Genomic DNA, 16,873 nt, shown 5'->3' with positions numbered 1-16,873 from the left:
ATATGAGCTTCATGAACCCTTTATGAGGACCACTTTTTCATTTTTATCATTAATTTGAGCCTCATGAACGCTTTATGAGGTCCATTATTTCATTATTATCCTTGATTTGAGTTTCATGAAAAATAATATTAAAACTCTATAAAACTTGATTTCCTTTTGTTCCGTTGATTGAGTAACTTGCTACTATGTTGGCGCTTAGTGAATGTGATACGGAGCAGTATTTGTCTTTTGATAGTTGGATGGCTCGGATTACTTTTTCTTCGGGAAGGTCTCCTTCTACGGAGTAGTGAATATGGAAGTCTGTAAATTTTTTTGGTTCTGTGTCTGCACGAGTCCCCTCAACTTCCATGGTAAATCCAGTTAGTTCTAAGCGCATTTTCTTCAAGATCATGACGATATCGATTCCTGTACATCCTGCAAGAGAATACAGCAGCAGTTCTGTCGGTCTTGGGCCGCTATTTTGTCCGCCGATTTCTTGTGCTGCGTCCATTCTTAATTCATGTCCTGAAGGCGTAGTGCCAGTAAAAGCCATATCCCCTGTCCATTTAATCGTTGATTTCATTGCTATCATCCTTCCTCTATGTATTTCCTTTTTTATTTTACCTTAAAAAAAGGTTTTGAACTCAAAATTGAGCCCAAAACCTTCCTTTATTACTTCACTAATGATAAATCAATTAAGCCTTTGATATCACTGCTTGGAATATATCCAGCTTCTTTGCTGATATCGGCCATTTCCTGAATTACTTTTTCATTGACATCCGTAGTTACAGCTAAACGAGAAAATGCTGCATCCACTTCGTCTTTATTTAACTCTTTACCAGTAAGATCTTTTAAATGCTTAATGACAATTTCCTTACTTTCTTCTGGATTGTCCTGAATGAATTTTACTGATTTTTTGTGAGCGTCAAGATACTTCTGTGAAATGTCTTTGTTTTTCAAGAAGTCAGATCTAGCTGCAACAACAGTATTGGTTGATTCCTTACCCCATGCAAATTCATCCCAGTCTAAAAGGAGTTTACCATTTGCTTGGTTTTCAAGGACATATCCCCAAGGCTCTTGTGTTGCGGCTGCATCTACTTGTTTTTGGATGAAAAGTGATGCAGTGTCAGCAGGCGCTGCAGCAAATAAATCGACTGTACCGCCACTTGTTTTCGCTTTTAAGTCGGCTTCTTTTAATGCTTTACGCAGCATAACATCCTGTGTGCTTCCAATAACCGGAATCGCTACTTTTTTTCCATCTAAATCTTCTAGCTTTTCTACTCCGCTGCCTTCTGCAGCTACTAGAACAGCTCCGCCATTTACCGCTCCTGAGATAAGATGATACTCTTTGTTTTTAACATAGAAGTTAAGTAATGGGCCAGGACCTACTGTACCAACGTCAATGGCCTTCGTTGCCATTGCTTCCATAAATAATCCGCCATTTGCCACTGTTTTGGTTTCAATGGTAACACCCTTACCGAAGGATTCTTCAAAATAACCTTTTTCAAGTGCTACAATCGTTGCAATATGTGTAAGGTTTGGAAAATAACCAATCTTAACAGTCTTAACTTCTCCACCGTCGCCTTTACCCTCGTTGGAGGATTGGGCACATCCACTTAAAAGTGCCATAAATAATATCGTGATCAAAACATACAGCATAGATTTTTTCAACATTTTTTTCTCTCCTGGCTACATAAGTATTTTATTAAGCTCTTTTTCTAATACCCCATTTTACTTCTACATTGCGTTCGAGTCTTGAAAATACAACATTATCGACTATAGTTCCAATAATCGCAATAATAATCATGACAGAAATAACTAAATCCATTTGACCGAGTGAACGTCCCATTTCAAGAAGTTGTCCAAGGCCGCCCCCGCCGCCGAGGAGTTCTCCTGCCATTAAGGCACGCCATGAGAATGCCCAAGCAATCCGCAGCCCTGAAATAATTTGCGGTACAGATGCAGGGAGAATCACAGTCCGTAAGAAATGAATACCACTTGAACCATATACCTTCGCAACACGCTGATAAAGCTGAGGTACATTCTTGAATCCGCTTGTTGCGTTCACCGTCATCGTCCACGTGGCACCAATTGTAACAATAAATAGAATCGAAAAGTCATTTAAACCAAACCAAATGATCGCTAGCGGAAACCAAACAATACTTGGAATCGACTGAAGTGCTGTTACCACAAAACCGAGTGTATCTTCGATCAGTTTATATCGCCAGATGAAGTACCCTAATATTAATCCCACAACGATTGCAATCGTAAACCCGAGGAGGATACGTCCCATACTTTTTCCAATGGCCAAAGTAATTTGACCACTGATTAAGCCGTTAAAAAGTGTGTCGAGTACCTGAGTCAGGCTGGGGAACATAAAATCTGGGAGGCTGGAAAATCTAGATGTGACTTCCCATATCACCGCTATCGCCGCGATGAAGATGATCCGTCTTAAAGCTGTAGTCATCACCCATTTCCTCCTTCAATACTTTTTCGATTTCTTCCTGTAAAATAGACAAAATTCTTTGTTCCGTATTTAACGTTACACTGTCTGGTGTAACCCCATCCTTCATGGTTGGAACAGGTATAATTTCTTTAATCCTTCCAGGACGTGTAGCAAAAACAACCACTTCTTCTGAAAGAAGAACCGCTTCTCTAATATTGTGAGTAATGAAGAAGATGGTAACTTTTGTCTTTCTCCAAATATCCAGCAGTTCCTTATGGAGCACCATTCTTGTTTGTTCATCTAATGCTGAAAATGGCTCATCCATTAACAGGATGTCAGGCTCCATGACTAACGCTCTAGCGATGGAAACCCTTTGCTTCATTCCGCCCGATAATTCGTGAGGATAGGAGTTCGCATGCTTACTCAGGTGAACCATTTTTAAAACATCCAGCGCCTTTGCTTTCGCCTCTTCTTTTGGCATTTTTTTCAGAATCAGCCCGTAAGTTACATTTTCTAAAACTGTCAGCCATGGAAACAGACCTGCTTCCTGGAAGACTACTACTCGTTCTGGACCTGGTTTTGATACCAATTCTCCATCGACCCGAATTTCTCCGCTATCGGCTTTGTCAAGACCTGCAACAAGGTAAAGCAAAGTAGACTTCCCACACCCTGATGGTCCAACAATGGAGACAAAGCTCCCTTTTTTAACATTCAAATTTATTCCATCGAGAACTTTTACGTTTTCTTTTCTATCATTTACAAAACTTTTTTGTATTCCATCTATTGTCAAATACATGTATGTCTCACCTCTTTTTTAATACCAAGTAAAACTATTGGTTTTATTATATTATAATCTTAAAGTAAGTCAACTACTATTCTTTTATTCTGCTAAATTTTCTAAGAATTTTTCTATTAACTGAATTTTCTTAAATATTTTTCTACATTTCATAAACAAGAATGATGGATTCCCGTCGTTATTTGCGAGAAGATACCTATTTCTAATAGAATCTGGTGATTCATGTAGATAAGTTTTTTATAGTCTAAGCAGGAGAAACCCACCTTTTTCTAAAACTATTAAAGTAGACGAAAAACAAGTCTATTGAATAAGTTGAAAGGTGGTCATTGCTATGAGTCAAGATATTACCCTACAACAAATTGCTGAAGGAGTACCAAAGACACTTTTATATGCATCTGATAGAGACATTGAAGGATTCCAAAAAATCATCGAAGAAACGATAAAACTAAGAGAAGCACATAGAAACCTGCAGAAAATGGTAAAAAGCTTCTCTACCTCTACGATCCAGCGTACCTAAGAAAATCTTCAAAAAAAAAGACCCATCTTGGACAAATGGGTGGGTCTGAATATACCTTTATTAGAATACATATAACTTAGAAGAATCTATTACTCTTGTAAGGAAGTAATAGTTTGTACGGTCTTGCTAATAATTTTTGCAAGTTCTGAATAAAGGTTAAAAGTTCTTCTTGAAATGAAGGTAATTTAGACCGTCCTTGCATTGCCGTTAATCTTCTATAGTCATTGAGCAATCTGTCTAGTTCCTGGCTGCATACGACTGTTTCTTTACTAGACAGTCCTTTTGTCATACCAATTTTAATCATCTCAGCTCTTTTCTCGCTTATTGCCTCTTCTAAATCTACTATCCTCATTACAAAATACACCTCTGAAATAAATAAATTACTTAGATGCGTTAATCTTTTAATGTCATGAAATGAATTATAGCATTTTTTTAAATCTATTAAATCGTTTCGATAAAACAAGTGAAAAAGTGACAAAACTAGACGTAGTTTGAAAATTCAGAAAAGCACTCATTAAAAAAAGAGACAGGAAATCTGTCTCTTTTTTAGTATTAATCATGAAAATTTGTACCGTCTGTCGTAGCTTTGATGATACCTGCGCGAATAACAAAATCACCAAAGTGCTCGTCTTGCTCTCGTTCTTTTGCGTAACGCGAAAGAATGACACGCAGTTCGCTCAAGATTTCTTCTTCACCGATATTTTCTCGATACATTTTGTTGAGTCGGCTGCCGTCAAAAGCCGCACCTAAATACATATTATACTTCCCTACTGCTTTACCCATAAAAGCAATTTCTCCAAGTCCAGGTCGTGCGCATCCGTTTGGACAGCCAGTCATCCGGATGGTAATTTCTTTATCCTTTAGACCATTTTCATCGAGAATATCCTCTATTTTATCGATCAGTTTAGGTAAGTATCTCTCAGCCTCTGCCATGGCTAACCCACAGGTTGGGAGTGCCACACATGCCATAGAGCTGCGGCGGAGTGCAGAATAATGACTGCCATCCGTCAACCCATATTCTTCAATTAATTCATTAATCTGCTTCTTCTTCTGGCTTGAAACATTCGCTATTATTACATTCTGATTTGCAGTTAAACGGAATTCGCCTTTATGGATTTTCGCAATTTCTTTCAAAGCAGTCTTCAGCTTATATCCGTCAAAATCCGCAACACGGCCATTTTGGATATAAAGAGTGTAATGCCATTTACCTTGAACACCTTTTACCCAGCCATATCGATCACTATTATCATCAAAATGATAGTGTCTTGCTTCACCTAGATTATAGCCAAGTCGATTTTCTAGTTCTTCCTTGACGGTTTCAAGCCCTAGGCGATCAACTGTGTACTTGAATCGTGCATTTTTTCGCTCAGAACGGTTACCGTAGTCGCGCTGAATGGTAATGATTTTTTCTGCTACATCTTGAACTTGATCAGGTGTACAGAAGCCAATAACCTTGGCTAATTGCGGGTATGTCTCCTTATCACCATGTGAACTGCCCATACCGCCGCCAATTGCAACGTTAAATCCGACAAGCTTGCCTTCTTCAACAATGGCAATCAACCCAAGATCCTGTGAAAAGACATCGATATCATTTGCTGGCGGAACTGCTATACCAATTTTGAATTTACGCGGCAGATAGAGTGGTCCATACATCGGTTCAACATCTTCTACTTCAGGAGTACTTGCCACCTTTTCTTCATCAAGCCAAACTTCATGATAGGCTCTTGTACGTGGCAGTAAGTAATTACTCAATTGTTTTGCCCATTCATATACTTCCATATGAATCTCTGATTGATATGGATTCGATGTACACAATACATTACGATTTACATCCCCGCATGCAGCGATTGTATCCAGAAGCGTCGAATGAATTTCCTGTATCGTGTTTTTCATATTCCATTTTAGAATTCCATGCATTTGAAATGTCTGACGTGTAGTCAGTTTTAACGTACCGTTGCCGTTTTTATCAGCTAACTCATCCATTACTAACCATTGGGATGGTGTCGCTACACCCCCAGGCAATCGGACACGAAGCATGAACTGATAAGCAGGCTCTAATTTTTGCTTTTGACGCTCATTCCGGAGGTCACGGTCATCCTGCAAATAACTGCCATGGTGCTTCATTAAGCGGTTATCATCATCTGGAATCCCTGCACTCATTCGGTCTAGCATGACTTCCTTCAATGTACCGCGTAGAAAATTACTCTCTTTTTTTATACGCTCGACATCGCTTGGTGCGCCCTCCGGTGCTGTTAATTTTTGCTTCACCATTTATGAAAAATCTCCTTCCAGTACTATATCAATACACATCGCGTTGGTATCGTTTTTGCTGCTGCATATCTGCCAAGTAAGCTTCTGCCTCTTCTCGGCTTAAGCTGCCTTCATTTTCAATAATGTCAATAAGTGTTTGATGAACATCATGTGCCATATGCTTCTCATCACCGCAAATGTAAATGTGAGCCCCTTCTTGAAGCCATTGGAACAATTCTTTGCTTTGTTCAAGCATACGGTGCTGAACATAAACTTTTTCAGCTGTATCACGTGAAAAAGCAACATCCATTCTAGTTAGCACACCGTCTTTCAACCATTTTTGCCATTCTGTTTGATAAAGGAAATCTGTCACGAAATGCTGGTCTCCAAAAAACATCCAAGATTTACCTTCTGCCCCAATTTCTTCACGCTCTTGCATAAAAGAGCGGAATGGTGCTGCACCTGTTCCAGGGCCAACCATAATGATTGGTGTTTCAGGATTCTCAGGAAGTTTAAAGTTTTCATTGTGTTGAATGTAGACTGGTACAGTGTCTCCCGGCTGTAATCTCTCTGCTGTAAAAATAGAGCAGACACCTTTCCGGTCACGCCCATGCGCTTGGTAACGGACAGCACCTATTGTTAAATGTACTTCCTCTGGGTTTGCAGTTAAGCTGCTTGCAATCGAGTATAAGCGTGCAGGCATTTTTCTAAGTAATTCAACAAATTCTTGTGGAGAGCTGTTCACTGGTCCAAAGTCGCGAATCACATCAAGCAAATCATGTCCTTCAAGATAGGACTTTACTTTATTACTGTCATTAACAAGTTCTTGTAAGGCGCTATTTCCAGTAAGCTTTGCCACTTTCTCAAGAAGTGGTTTTGTTAATGTCGTAATTTCATAGTACGTAGAAAAGGAATCTTTAAGAGAACGAACTTCACCCTGCTTGTTAATTGTCACGCTTTCTTCTGGATTCCATTTCAACTCACCAAGAAGCTGGTTAACCAGTTCCGGATCATTTTCCGGATAAATCCCAAGACTATCACCTGGCTGGAAGCTCAAACCAGATCCTTCAAGCGATAGTTCGAGATGTCTTGTTTCTTTATTCGATCCTCGACCGTTTAGGTTAAGATTTTCAAGTACTTCTGCCCTAAACGGGTTGGTTCTAGAGTAGGTTGATTCTACCGTTTGCGCAGATATTCCTTGAGTTTGCAAAGGAATTCCACCCTTTGCTTCCCCTAGGCTGCTAATCACACCTTCAAGCCATTCTGCTGCTGGTTCATCATAATCCAGATCACAGTCAAAACGTGGATAAAGACGGGTGCCGCCTAGTTCTTCTAAACGAGCATCAAACTGTTTTCCTGTTTGACAGAAGAATTCATATGAACTATCTCCAAGAGATAAGACCGAAAAGTTTAAGTCCCCAAGCTTTGGTGCCCGCTTGCCATGGAGAAACTCATGGAATGTAAGAGCATTATCCGGTGGATCACCTTCACCGTGTGTACTTACGATAATAAGTAGGTTTTTTACCTTTTTAAGATTATTTGGCTTAAAATCACTCATGGCGGAAACAGTTACTTGGAACCCTTTCCCCTCAAGCGTTGTTTTAGATTTATTGGCTAAGCCCTTCGCATTACCTGTTTGTGAACCGTAAAGGATGGTCACTTCTTTTGAGGATGTCCCCTCTATGCTTCCTTGCTGACTTGGTACTCCTAGGACAGAAGCCAATGGTGCAGAAGCTGCACCCGCAAGATATCCACTCAACCAAAGTTTTTGAGATTCGGTAAAAGTAGGTAAAAGACGATTTAGGAGTTCCGCCTGCTCCTGATTAAACGGACTGTTCATTACCTGAAGTTGCAACGTTATCCACCTCACTATGGAATATAAACTTTATCATACAGTATTTTTGTAGAGGCTGTAATAAATAAATTGGTCTACTTGATGACCCAGTTCTCTTTTTTAAGTAGTTAGAGTTACCAAAGTTTTTTTGGCAACTCGTTTTAGGAAAAATAGAAAGTCTGCATTGAGCCGTTTCCCTTTTCATAACGGGCTTCGGTCAACTCCGACATCCTACTCACACAGAGCACGTTCAATTACGATATCTTCGATCACATTGTGGTTGCTTAAAGCTGGGGTACAAAGAATCCTTTGACCTTCTTTTTGGCGGATACGAACAATTTTGTTTAATTCCGCAAGAAGGAGTCCAGAAAATAGCATATAAGGTACCACGATTACCCGACCTAAAGCTCCTTCTGATATATACTCCAATCCCGCACTCAACCTCGGCTCAGTTGCAGCAAAATAGCAAACGGACACCTTTTCAGGTCCTAGCCGCCTCCCGATGCCATCCGCAATCCTGCCAAAGTTGACGTGAACATCACGGTCACTGCTGCCTACACCGACGATCAATAACCTGTCTGAGGGGATCACTTCCCCTGCTGAATCCTTAATTAACTCAGCGACTGCATCCAATATGACTTCCTGTACACCGAATGGATTCTTTATTTTTACCGGAATAGTAGGATATTTGGCAATCAAGGAAGACAAGGCTTCAGGAATATCACGCTTAACGTGTCCTGCTGCCAAAAGAAACAGGGGGACTACATCAATTTCTTTTGCACCTTGCTCCACACACTTTTCAAAGCCTTCTTCAATCAGCGGCTCTGTGAGTTCTAAGAAACTCAGCTCCTGAATAGGAACGTCAATTCGTGCCTTTACCTTGTCTATAAAGGCCCTAATCTCGACAGCACCTTTTTTCGAACGAGTACCATGACCGATATAAAGAATTGCTTTCATATAAGGTGCTCCCTTCTGCTATTACCGGTTGGCTGCTGGAATATTAGGAATAATTTCTTCTTGGAACCAATTCAATTTATTGTGCAGGTTCACTACCTCTCCAATCACTATCATACTTGGATTGGTAATCTGCTCTTTCTTAACGACTTCTTCAATGGTTTCAAGTGTCCCTGTTACTGTCCTTTGGTCACTTAATGTCCCCCAATGAATTAAGGCAATCGGAGTCTGCGGGGATTTCCCGTTAGCTATCAATTGCTTCGTAATAGTAGAAAGATAGGATATCCCCATATACACACAAATCGTATCTACGCCCTTTGCTAAGTGTGCCCACTGGTGTTCTGCACAGGCATCACCGGCCTGATGTCCGGTTATAAACGCAAAGCTTTTACTCAGGGTTCGATGAGTAACAGGAATTCCGGCATAAGCGGAGGCTGCGATTCCAGCAGTAATGCCAGGAACAATTTCAAAAGGTACATTATGCTTCGCGCATTCCTCTGCTTCTTCACCGCCGCGGCCGAAAACAAAAGGATCTCCACCTTTTAACCGGACCACGTTATATCCCTTTTTGGCGTATTTCACTAGAAAATGATTAATGGTTTCCTGCTTCATTGTATGATAATGTGGAAGCTTGCCGCAATAGACAAGTTGGGCTCCCTCTTTCGCATTCTCCAAAAGTTCAGGATTTACCAGCCGATCATAGAGGATGACATCAGCTTGCTTGAGGCAGCGTAACCCTTTTACTGTAATTAAATCTGGATCTCCGGGACCCGCACCTACTAAATAAACCTTGCCAACCATTGATCAACCATCCTTTCTTATCAACTCATGTTAGAGAATGTTCTTTTCTTGAAGATAACTTAAAATCTGATTCACTGCCTCTTCCACTGTTAAAAGGTCCGAACGAACTGTAATTTCTGGAAACTCAGGTGCTTCATAAGGAGAATCAATCCCCGTAAAATCCTTTATTTCACCACGTCGAGCCTTTGCATATAGCTGCTTCGGATCACGTTTTTCACATTCCTCAATCGGACAGTCTACAAAAACTTCAATAAACTCGCCATCTTCAAATATTTCTCGAACCTGGTCGCGATCGGAACGGAATGGTGAGATAAATGCTGTCGTTACCACTGCACCGCTGTCTACAAACAACTTGGCAACTTCTCCAATTCTTCTAATATTCTCTGTTCGATCATGGTCAGAAAAGCCAAGATCCTTGTTTAAGCCATGGCGGATATTATCACCATCAAGAACATATTCATTTATTCCCTGTCGGTACAAAGCGCTTGATACCGCATTAGCTATCGTGGATTTTCCAGAACCAGAAAGTCCTGTAAACCATAGCACACAGCTTCCATGACCATTTTGAACGTGACGGTCGGATTTTGAAACGGTACTAGCATGCCAAGTAATATTCGTTGCTTTTGTCATTTGTTTCTCCTCCTTAGACCGTTGTCTCTTCTTTCATTCCTTCAATCAACACTTCGACAACCTCTTTACGGCTGAATGTGGATGGAGGAAGCTGTCCTGCACGAAGCAATTCTCTTACTTTTGTTCCAGAAAGGATCACACGATCTTCATTAGCGTGCGGGCAAGTTTTATCTGAAGCCATTCCTTCACACTTTGTGCAATAGAAGCTGTGTTCAAAGAATAATGGTTTAATGCCAAGCTCCCCTTCAGGGAATTCACTAAAAATTAACTGAGCGTCGTACGTACCATAATAATTACCTACACCTGCATGGTCACGTCCGACAATAAAATGTGTGCAGCCAAAGTTTTTACGGGCAATCGCATGGAAGATTGCTTCTCTTGGACCTGCATAGCGCATTGCCGCTGGGTAAACACCTAGCTGGACACGTTCTGCCGGGTAGTAGTTTTCAAGAAGAACACGATAGCTTTTTAGGCGAACATCAGCTGGGATGTCGTCAGACTTTGTTTCCCCAACAAGCGGGTTCACGAAAAGTCCATCAACTGTTTCAAGTGCTGCTTTTTGAATGTATTCATGAGCGCGGTGAATTGGATTTCTTGTTTGGAAGCCAACAACCGTTTTCCAGCCTTTTTCTTCAAACAATGCACGCGTTTCCTTTGGCTCAAACCAAACATCACCAAAGATTCCTTTTTCCGGCTTCTTTACTAACACTACGTCCCCAGCCACATAGACAGGTCCTCTTTCATACAGACGCTTAACGCCTGGGTGCGCTGTTTCAAGGGTTCTATATACCTCAACCGCTTCTTTATCTAAATTCGGTTCGTACCATTCTGAAACGGTAATCACACCATAAACCTCTTTATTGTATACAAGCTTAATTTTCTCCCCAACTTCTAGTGTTGCAGCAGTTTCATAGGAAACAGGAAGTGTTACGGGAATGGACCAAATCGTATTGTCTGCAAGACGCATATTCTCCACGACATTTTCATAATCAGCTTTCCCAAGGAAACCGGTTAGCGGACTGAATAACCCAACACCGATTAACTCTAGATCACTTAAGGCAATCGCGTCGATTTCAAGTTCTTTTACAATGGATGTTACATCATAGGCTGGATCAAATGCTTGGATTAGTTTACCTCCATGAGGTGCTGGTAAAAATGACAACAGAATCAAACCTTTCTTCATTTAAGTTATGTTTTATTATTAAACTCTTCAAAAAAAGAGAGTTAAATCAATGAATCTATCAAGCTACTTTTCTGCAGCTTCTGTAACGGGATGGTTAGTTTTTTTCATAAGTGACATTACACCAAATACAGAGATTAAAACACCTGCCATCGCTACAATTGGATAGAAATTATGTTCAATTAGCAGCTGGATAAGAGTATAGGAAAGAACCATTGATAAGACTGGTGAAACGATCCAAACCGTGAGAAGCTGAACAACGATCCCTTTTTTTAATACTGACTTGCCATGCTTAGCAAAGCCGATGCCAATAATTGAGGATGTCGTAATTTGAGTCAGCGGGACCGGAATCCCGAATACAGAAGCTGCGGTGACAATGGCTGCTCCTGTTCCAGAGATTACACATCCCTCCTCCAAACGGAGAGTGGTAATTTTCTTCCCATTCGTTTCAAGAACACGGTGTCCTAAGAGGATGGCACCTAATGCAACGCACAGCCCGCCCCAGAAAATCCCGGAACTTGTCGACATAATGTCAGCCCCGACTAACGGACCTACCGCATTTGCCACATTGTTCATCCCAGCCGAAAATGCTTCAAATAATCCCATACATACAACAAGAACAGAAAGGATAGGAGTAGCTTTAGGTGCACCCATCCAGCGTTTCAGAGTTTTAATTTTTAAAAGATTCGCAGCTAGGATGGCAATTAAGAATGCCACAACAGGAGTTAAGAGCCAAAAGGCCATAATCCATGCTAAACTGCCAACAAATACTGATTGATAGACAATTCCAGCACCCACTACCGATCCTACAGCTACTTCACTTGTTGATAGTGGGATCCCGAAAATATTCGCTAAAAATAACGCCAGCGCAGCAGAAGCTAAAACAATAAGCGCAATCGGTACAGTAAAGGTACTGCTCGGCACAATCCCGCTTCCAATGGTTTTCACCACTTCCCCGCCGCCAAGCCAAGCCCCAAAAAACACGGTAATACCGCATAATATTAAGGCCAGTCTTTTATTTACTACCCCAGCTCCGTAAGAAATCCCCATCGAAGCTGCTGCACCACTAGCACCGATATTGACTGCAAAAAATAACCCTATCGTAACTGCTATAATTGTGAGCAAACTAAAAGCCCCCTTTTAGGATGTGTGTAAGCCACACTCCGTCTTGCCGCTTCCCACCCAGCGTCCCGCACGTGAATCTCCATCTGCCGAAACAGGCTGTGTACAAGGAAAACAGCCGATACTTGGGTAGTTTTGATCGTGCAAGGTATTATAAGGGAGGTCTTTTTCCTTGATATAGGCCCAAACTTCGTCCCATGTCCAGTGAATAAGCGGACAGATTTTTATATTTTGAAATTTATCATCCTTATTAAGGAATTCAGTGTTTGCTCTTGTCGGTGATTGTTCGCGGCGAAGCCCTGAAATCCATGCTTGTTTAGCTGTCAGCGTTTCCCTTAATGGAATTACTTTGCGGATATTACAGCATTGGTTAGGCTCTCTTTTCCAAAGTGCTGATCCATACTGCTCACGTTGTTCATCTAATGTCAGCTTTGGCAGTTTTCGTTCAATTTTTAATGAAGGAAAACGCTCTTCAATTTTGTTAATAACCTCATAGGTTTCCGGAAAGTGTAAGCCAGTATCTAAGAAAACAATATGTGCTTCTGGCTTTACTTGCTGTATGAGATCAATTAACACAATGGCTTCTGCACCGAAGCTGGAAGCATAAACAATTTGGTCTTCTGGATAAGAGCTGTAAGCCCACTCAAGAACCGATTTTGCGCCCTTCGTTTTATCCTCGATCGGAAACGTATCGGATAATTGATTCCAGTTTTCATACGTAACACGTGTAGTCATTACTAAAATCCTCCTTTTTCCATCAAAAAAGCCTTCCCCAAAAAGGAAAGGCATCTCACGTTTGTTTAACGCCTTATCTCCCAAAATGGTTTCATTTTGCTGGAATTAGCACCTTGCACAGCAGGTTGCCGGGCTTCATAGGACCAGTCCCTCAGCCTCTCTTGATAAGTATTTGGTATTTGTTGAAATTAATCCTACCATACCAATAGGTTTTATGTAAATGAAAAACACAAAAATTTAGAAAAATTAATTTCGCACTTATTTTTCTCGCCCAAAAATCGAAAAAGCGTCCTAGACTCGATAATGTCTAGAACGCTTGAACTATGCTGTAACATTTTTATTTTGACTTGCTTTCCATTTTTCCAATTGGCGCAGCCCTTTTTGTCCTTTTAGCTGCTCCTTAGCGATTTCAATCCCTTCTCCAATACTGGGAACAACTCCAAAAATGTGATACCTTATTCCAGTGTTAAATATCACTTGGTTATAGTAGGTTTGGAGATATTCAGATTGTTCTCCACTCAGAAGCGCCATCGTAATTTCTGATTGAACACTAGCTGAAAGTTTTATATTTTTATCCAGTTCAGGTGACAACAATCCATATTCCTCTGGGTTAACGATGGTAGATTCCATTTCATTGTCTGTTATTTTAAAAATAAAACTATTGCGGTGTACAGGTAAATCTTCAGATCCTTCCATTCCTTGCACCACATACACATTTTTATAGGAAAGCCCTTTAAAAATAGGAGCGATTTTATTAATCGCTGTTCGATGATAAGCCCCCATCATCAGTGTATCTGCATTTGCCAGGTTTAATAACTTTTCTACTGTATTAAAGAGCGTTCTTACCCCCAGCTCTTTACGAATTTGCCGCAGGTTTCCTAAACTATGGCAAAATTCCTCGGTTGATGCAAAAGCAATGTTTGTATCGACCAATGATTTTGCTAGTACGGGCTTGGGTTGTGAAACATTAACACCTAAATGTAAAAGAATCTCTTTTATCGCTGTTCCATATTTCGGCGGCAGCGAATCACTTCCATGTAAAAAAACGGGAAGCCCGTATTCTGCCATCAAAATAGCCGTAGGAATGCTCCCTGTAAAAGAATTTCTTCCATTATAAGGACTGGCTAGGTCAATGATTAACTGCTGGGTTGGTGCTATTTTTTCACTGTTATCCCCAAAGGCATGGACAAACGCAAGCAGTTCTTCAGGCGACTCCGTTTTCAAACGCAGTGCTATTAGATAAGCAGCTATTTGAGCCTCTGTCGCGTTCCCATTTATGATTGAGTGTGCGACTTCTATTGTTTGTTGATAATCTAAGTCTTTAGACCCTCTTTTTCCTCTTGCTACTTCTTTAAGCCATTGTTGCATAACTTTCCGCCTTCTCTCCTTCTTCTAGTAATCTTATTTTATCACGGAAGGTGACGACTTCTCCAACAACGATCATGGCAGGATTTTGAATTTCTTCATTCATTACTATTCCTACAATAGAACTCAACGTTCCTGTTACCGTCCGCTGTTCACTTGTTGTCCCTTGCTGTATGATGGCAACAGGAGTATCTGCTTTTTTACCATGCTTCATTAATTCCTCACAAATATATGGAAGATTGGTCATTCCCATGTAGATCGCCAGTGTATCAACAGCTGTTGCTAGACTCTTCCAGTTGATGTCGGTAGGTTTCCCCTTTGGCTTGTGACCCGTTACGATTGCAAAAGAGCTTCCTAATTCACGATGAGTGATGGGAATTCCCGCATAAGCAGGTGCGGCTACTCCTGCTGTAATTCCTGGAACTACTTCTACTGGTAGACCGTTTTCTACTAGAGCTTCTACTTCCTCCGCCCCGCGTCCAAATACGAACGGGTCTCCTCCTTTTAATCGAACAACATTTTTCCCCTGTTTCGTGTATTTGACTAAAAGATGATTAATGGTTTCTTGCTGCAGTGTGTGGTAATTCGGTTTTTTACCACAATAAATTAGATGACATTCCCGTTTCGCTTCCTTTAAAAGCTCTGGATTAACCAAACGATCATAAAGAATTACATCTGCCATCTGAATACATCTTAACGCTTTAACGGTTATTAAATCAGGGTCACCAGGACCTGCTCCTACGATATACGTCTTGCCCATAATTATCCCTCCCATTTAACGTTGTGTACTCGGTATCGCCGCCTTTGTTTGCGGCAGGTCTAGCGTGATTTTAGCTTCTGGCTTTTTATGAGTATAATAGAGTGCCAATCCTGTAAACAGAACACCGCTGATTAAATTCCCAATTAATACGGGGATTTGATTCCATACCCACCAATCGGTGATTGTGACATCTGCACCCAATATCATGCCAGCTGGGATGACAAACATGTTCACCACGGCGTGCTCAAAGCCTTGAGCAAAAAAGATTAATATTGGGAGCCACATGGCAACGATTTTTCCGATAACAGACTTTGTCGTCATCGCCATTACAGCACCAAGTGTCACCATCCAATTACAGAGCATCGCTTTTACAAATACGACGAGTAAACCTTCTGAACCATGACTTTTATACCCTAGCGTTTTGGCTTCCGCCACCGCAAGAATCTTTGCTGCAACTGCATGATCGGTGACCTGTCCGAGCTGAGTGACAGCAATGATATATAGCATGGCATAAATAACAGCTCCAAGCACATGACCAATAATGACCCAAAACCAATTCTTCAACATTTGTGAAGCTTTGGCTTTTTTCGCCATCACCGCAACAGGAATGAGAGCAAAACTTCCTGTAACCAATTCCAACCCAAGGAGGATAATTATCACAAATGCGGCTGGAAAAAGCAGAGCACCCACTATTCCAAGTCCTGTCTGAACCTCAGCTGTATATGCTAATGTCGTCCCAAATCCGAGCAACGCACCGCCTAAACATCCTCGAATTAGCAAATCCTTAACAGGTAATTTCGCCTTCACTTCTCCTGCCTGAATCATACTTTCCACAACTTGATTTGGACTTACAATCGTCACCACTTCACTCCCTTAATTATTAGATTTAGATTTTCGCCAAAATGAACTTCTCATAGTGACCCAAACCACTTACTCTCTTTCGGTTCGGTCACTATGAACCTCCTATAGTTACCCAAACCCTTCACATACTTCAAGTTCGGTCACTATAAACCTCCTATAGTTACCCAAACCCTTCACATACTTCAAGTTCGGTCACTAAAGACCACTTATAGTGACCCAAACTACTTTCTCTCTATCAGTTCGGTCACTATAAACCTCCTAAACTCCTATTGCCAATGGCGTTGACCTATTTTCTAACCTATCTATTCCCTGATCAAAATATAAACTTGGTCTCCTTTGACTTCAACCGGATAGGACTGAACACATCCTACATCCGGCGCTTGGACTTTGCCATCCTTTACGCTGATTTTCCAATCGTGCATCGGACAAAATACATATTCACCGCTTAGTATTCCCTCTGCGAGTACGCCGCCTTTATGGGGACAACGGTTTTCAATAGCTCGGATATCGCCTTTTTCCGTTTTAAAAACTGCGATTTCCTTATTGCCGACGATGACTGTTTTTCCCAACTTTTGTGGTAATTCTGCTACTTCCCCGATGAAGACGCTACGTATTGTTTTTTCCATAAGATCCACTCCCCCCA

Annotated in this window: 18 protein-coding genes and 1 riboswitch; of the genes, 1 reads left to right on the top strand and 17 read right to left on the bottom strand. The window is 41.0% G+C overall.

All coding sequences use genetic code 11. The features are described from left to right. Positions 1-136 precede the first annotated feature (136 nt). From H0184_RS16025 to H0184_RS16010, 4 genes are all read right to left on the bottom strand, one after another. Positions 137-562 carry an OsmC family protein gene (locus tag H0184_RS16025; protein ID WP_221827003.1) on the bottom strand — a complete coding sequence of 142 codons (426 nt, stop codon included), beginning with the start codon at positions 560-562 and terminating at the stop codon, positions 137-139. Positions 563-651: 89 nt separating this feature from the next. Then, a complete protein-coding gene (locus tag H0184_RS16020) occupies positions 652-1,653 on the bottom strand; it encodes an aliphatic sulfonate ABC transporter substrate-binding protein (RefSeq protein ID WP_221827002.1) in 1,002 nt (333 codons plus the stop codon). Between the two features lie 31 nt (positions 1,654-1,684). Then, positions 1,685-2,446 carry an ABC transporter permease gene (locus H0184_RS16015; protein WP_221827001.1) on the bottom strand — a complete coding sequence of 254 codons (762 nt, stop codon included), beginning with the start codon at positions 2,444-2,446 and terminating at the stop codon, positions 1,685-1,687. Then, entirely contained in the window at positions 2,379-3,221 is an 843-nt protein-coding gene (locus tag H0184_RS16010; RefSeq protein WP_221827000.1) for an ABC transporter ATP-binding protein, read from the bottom strand. Before H0184_RS16010 ends, H0184_RS16015 begins: the two co-directional genes overlap by 68 nt. Positions 3,222-3,552: 331 nt before the next feature. Between H0184_RS16010 and H0184_RS16005 the strand changes: the two genes are divergently transcribed. Further along, on the top strand, positions 3,553-3,738 hold the full coding sequence (locus H0184_RS16005; protein ID WP_090759593.1) for a hypothetical protein: 186 nt from the start codon (positions 3,553-3,555) through the stop codon (positions 3,736-3,738). 76 nt (positions 3,739-3,814) lie between these two features. Here H0184_RS16005 and H0184_RS16000 read toward each other — a convergent pair whose 3' ends face one another. From H0184_RS16000 to nirD, 13 genes are all read right to left on the bottom strand, one after another. Beyond that, positions 3,815-4,090 carry an aspartyl-phosphate phosphatase Spo0E family protein gene (locus H0184_RS16000; RefSeq protein ID WP_221826999.1) on the bottom strand — a complete coding sequence of 92 codons (276 nt, stop codon included), beginning with the start codon at positions 4,088-4,090 and terminating at the stop codon, positions 3,815-3,817. Between the two features lie 200 nt (positions 4,091-4,290). Further along, a complete protein-coding gene (gene cysI / locus H0184_RS15995; protein WP_221826998.1) occupies positions 4,291-6,009 on the bottom strand; it encodes an assimilatory sulfite reductase (NADPH) hemoprotein subunit in 1,719 nt (572 codons plus the stop codon). 28 nt (positions 6,010-6,037) lie between these two features. Further along, complete coding sequence (locus tag H0184_RS15990; RefSeq protein ID WP_221826997.1) at positions 6,038-7,843, bottom strand: assimilatory sulfite reductase (NADPH) flavoprotein subunit; 1,806 nt, start codon at positions 7,841-7,843, stop codon at positions 6,038-6,040. A gap of 210 nt (positions 7,844-8,053) precedes the next feature. After that, positions 8,054-8,779, bottom strand: a complete 726-nt coding sequence (locus H0184_RS15985; RefSeq protein ID WP_221826996.1) for a sirohydrochlorin chelatase — start codon at positions 8,777-8,779, stop codon at positions 8,054-8,056. A 21-nt stretch (positions 8,780-8,800) separates the two neighbouring features. Beyond that, entirely contained in the window at positions 8,801-9,577 is a 777-nt protein-coding gene (gene cobA / locus H0184_RS15980; protein WP_221826995.1) for a uroporphyrinogen-III C-methyltransferase, read from the bottom strand. A 30-nt stretch (positions 9,578-9,607) separates the two neighbouring features. Beyond that, positions 9,608-10,207, bottom strand: coding sequence for an adenylyl-sulfate kinase (gene cysC / locus H0184_RS15975; protein WP_221826994.1), 600 nt, complete (start codon positions 10,205-10,207; stop codon positions 9,608-9,610). A gap of 13 nt (positions 10,208-10,220) precedes the next feature. Then, a complete protein-coding gene (gene sat, locus H0184_RS15970; RefSeq protein ID WP_221826993.1) occupies positions 10,221-11,390 on the bottom strand; it encodes a sulfate adenylyltransferase in 1,170 nt (389 codons plus the stop codon). Positions 11,391-11,453: 63 nt separating this feature from the next. Beyond that, a complete protein-coding gene (locus tag H0184_RS15965; RefSeq protein WP_221826992.1) occupies positions 11,454-12,512 on the bottom strand; it encodes an inorganic phosphate transporter in 1,059 nt (352 codons plus the stop codon). A gap of 15 nt (positions 12,513-12,527) precedes the next feature. Beyond that, positions 12,528-13,244 carry a phosphoadenylyl-sulfate reductase gene (locus H0184_RS15960; protein WP_221826991.1) on the bottom strand — a complete coding sequence of 239 codons (717 nt, stop codon included), beginning with the start codon at positions 13,242-13,244 and terminating at the stop codon, positions 12,528-12,530. Between the two features lie 70 nt (positions 13,245-13,314). Then, a riboswitch (SAM riboswitch) is annotated at positions 13,315-13,415 on the bottom strand. Between the two features lie 150 nt (positions 13,416-13,565). Further along, positions 13,566-14,612 carry an anthranilate phosphoribosyltransferase gene (locus H0184_RS15955; protein ID WP_221826990.1) on the bottom strand — a complete coding sequence of 349 codons (1,047 nt, stop codon included), beginning with the start codon at positions 14,610-14,612 and terminating at the stop codon, positions 13,566-13,568. Then, entirely contained in the window at positions 14,596-15,369 is a 774-nt protein-coding gene (cobA, locus tag H0184_RS15950) for a uroporphyrinogen-III C-methyltransferase (RefSeq protein ID WP_221826989.1), read from the bottom strand. The genes H0184_RS15955 and cobA (H0184_RS15950) overlap by 17 nt, the downstream gene beginning before the upstream one ends. A 15-nt stretch (positions 15,370-15,384) precedes the next feature. Then, positions 15,385-16,230, bottom strand: a complete 846-nt coding sequence (locus tag H0184_RS15945; protein ID WP_221826988.1) for a formate/nitrite transporter family protein — start codon at positions 16,228-16,230, stop codon at positions 15,385-15,387. Positions 16,231-16,532: 302 nt separating this feature from the next. Next, positions 16,533-16,856 carry a nitrite reductase small subunit NirD gene (gene nirD / locus H0184_RS15940; RefSeq protein ID WP_221826987.1) on the bottom strand — a complete coding sequence of 108 codons (324 nt, stop codon included), beginning with the start codon at positions 16,854-16,856 and terminating at the stop codon, positions 16,533-16,535. Positions 16,857-16,873 lie beyond the last annotated feature (17 nt).

Origin of the sequence: Neobacillus niacini, from assembly GCF_019749295.1 — a bacterium.
GTDB classification, from domain to species: Bacteria; Bacillota; Bacilli; order Bacillales; family Cytobacillaceae; genus Neobacillus; species Neobacillus niacini_D.
This window is presented reverse-complemented; position numbering and strand designations above follow the sequence as displayed.

Excerpts from the sequence above, each read along its gene's own strand:
- H0184_RS16020 (WP_221827002.1), bottom strand. The coding sequence starts at position 1,653 with ATGTTGAAAAAATCTATGCTGTATGTTTTGATCACGATATTATTTATG.
- H0184_RS15985 (WP_221826996.1), bottom strand. The coding sequence starts at position 8,779 with ATGAAAGCAATTCTTTATATCGGTCATGGTACTCGTTCGAAAAAAGGT.
- cobA (WP_221826989.1), bottom strand. The coding sequence starts at position 15,369 with ATGGGCAAGACGTATATCGTAGGAGCAGGTCCTGGTGACCCTGATTTA.
- sat (WP_221826993.1), bottom strand. The coding sequence starts at position 11,390 with ATGAAGAAAGGTTTGATTCTGTTGTCATTTTTACCAGCACCTCATGGA.
- H0184_RS16000 (WP_221826999.1), bottom strand. The coding sequence starts at position 4,090 with ATGAGGATAGTAGATTTAGAAGAGGCAATAAGCGAGAAAAGAGCTGAG.
- H0184_RS16025 (WP_221827003.1), bottom strand. The coding sequence starts at position 562 with ATGAAATCAACGATTAAATGGACAGGGGATATGGCTTTTACTGGCACT.
- H0184_RS15960 (WP_221826991.1), bottom strand. The coding sequence starts at position 13,244 with ATGACTACACGTGTTACGTATGAAAACTGGAATCAATTATCCGATACG.
- cysC (WP_221826994.1), bottom strand. The coding sequence starts at position 10,207 with ATGACAAAAGCAACGAATATTACTTGGCATGCTAGTACCGTTTCAAAA.
- cysI (WP_221826998.1), bottom strand. The coding sequence starts at position 6,009 with ATGGTGAAGCAAAAATTAACAGCACCGGAGGGCGCACCAAGCGATGTC.
- H0184_RS16005 (WP_090759593.1), top strand. The coding sequence starts at position 3,553 with ATGAGTCAAGATATTACCCTACAACAAATTGCTGAAGGAGTACCAAAG.
- H0184_RS15955 (WP_221826990.1), bottom strand. The coding sequence starts at position 14,612 with ATGCAACAATGGCTTAAAGAAGTAGCAAGAGGAAAAAGAGGGTCTAAA.
- nirD (WP_221826987.1), bottom strand. The coding sequence starts at position 16,856 with ATGGAAAAAACAATACGTAGCGTCTTCATCGGGGAAGTAGCAGAATTA.
- H0184_RS16010 (WP_221827000.1), bottom strand. The coding sequence starts at position 3,221 with ATGTATTTGACAATAGATGGAATACAAAAAAGTTTTGTAAATGATAGA.
- H0184_RS16015 (WP_221827001.1), bottom strand. The coding sequence starts at position 2,446 with ATGACTACAGCTTTAAGACGGATCATCTTCATCGCGGCGATAGCGGTG.
- cobA (WP_221826995.1), bottom strand. The coding sequence starts at position 9,577 with ATGGTTGGCAAGGTTTATTTAGTAGGTGCGGGTCCCGGAGATCCAGAT.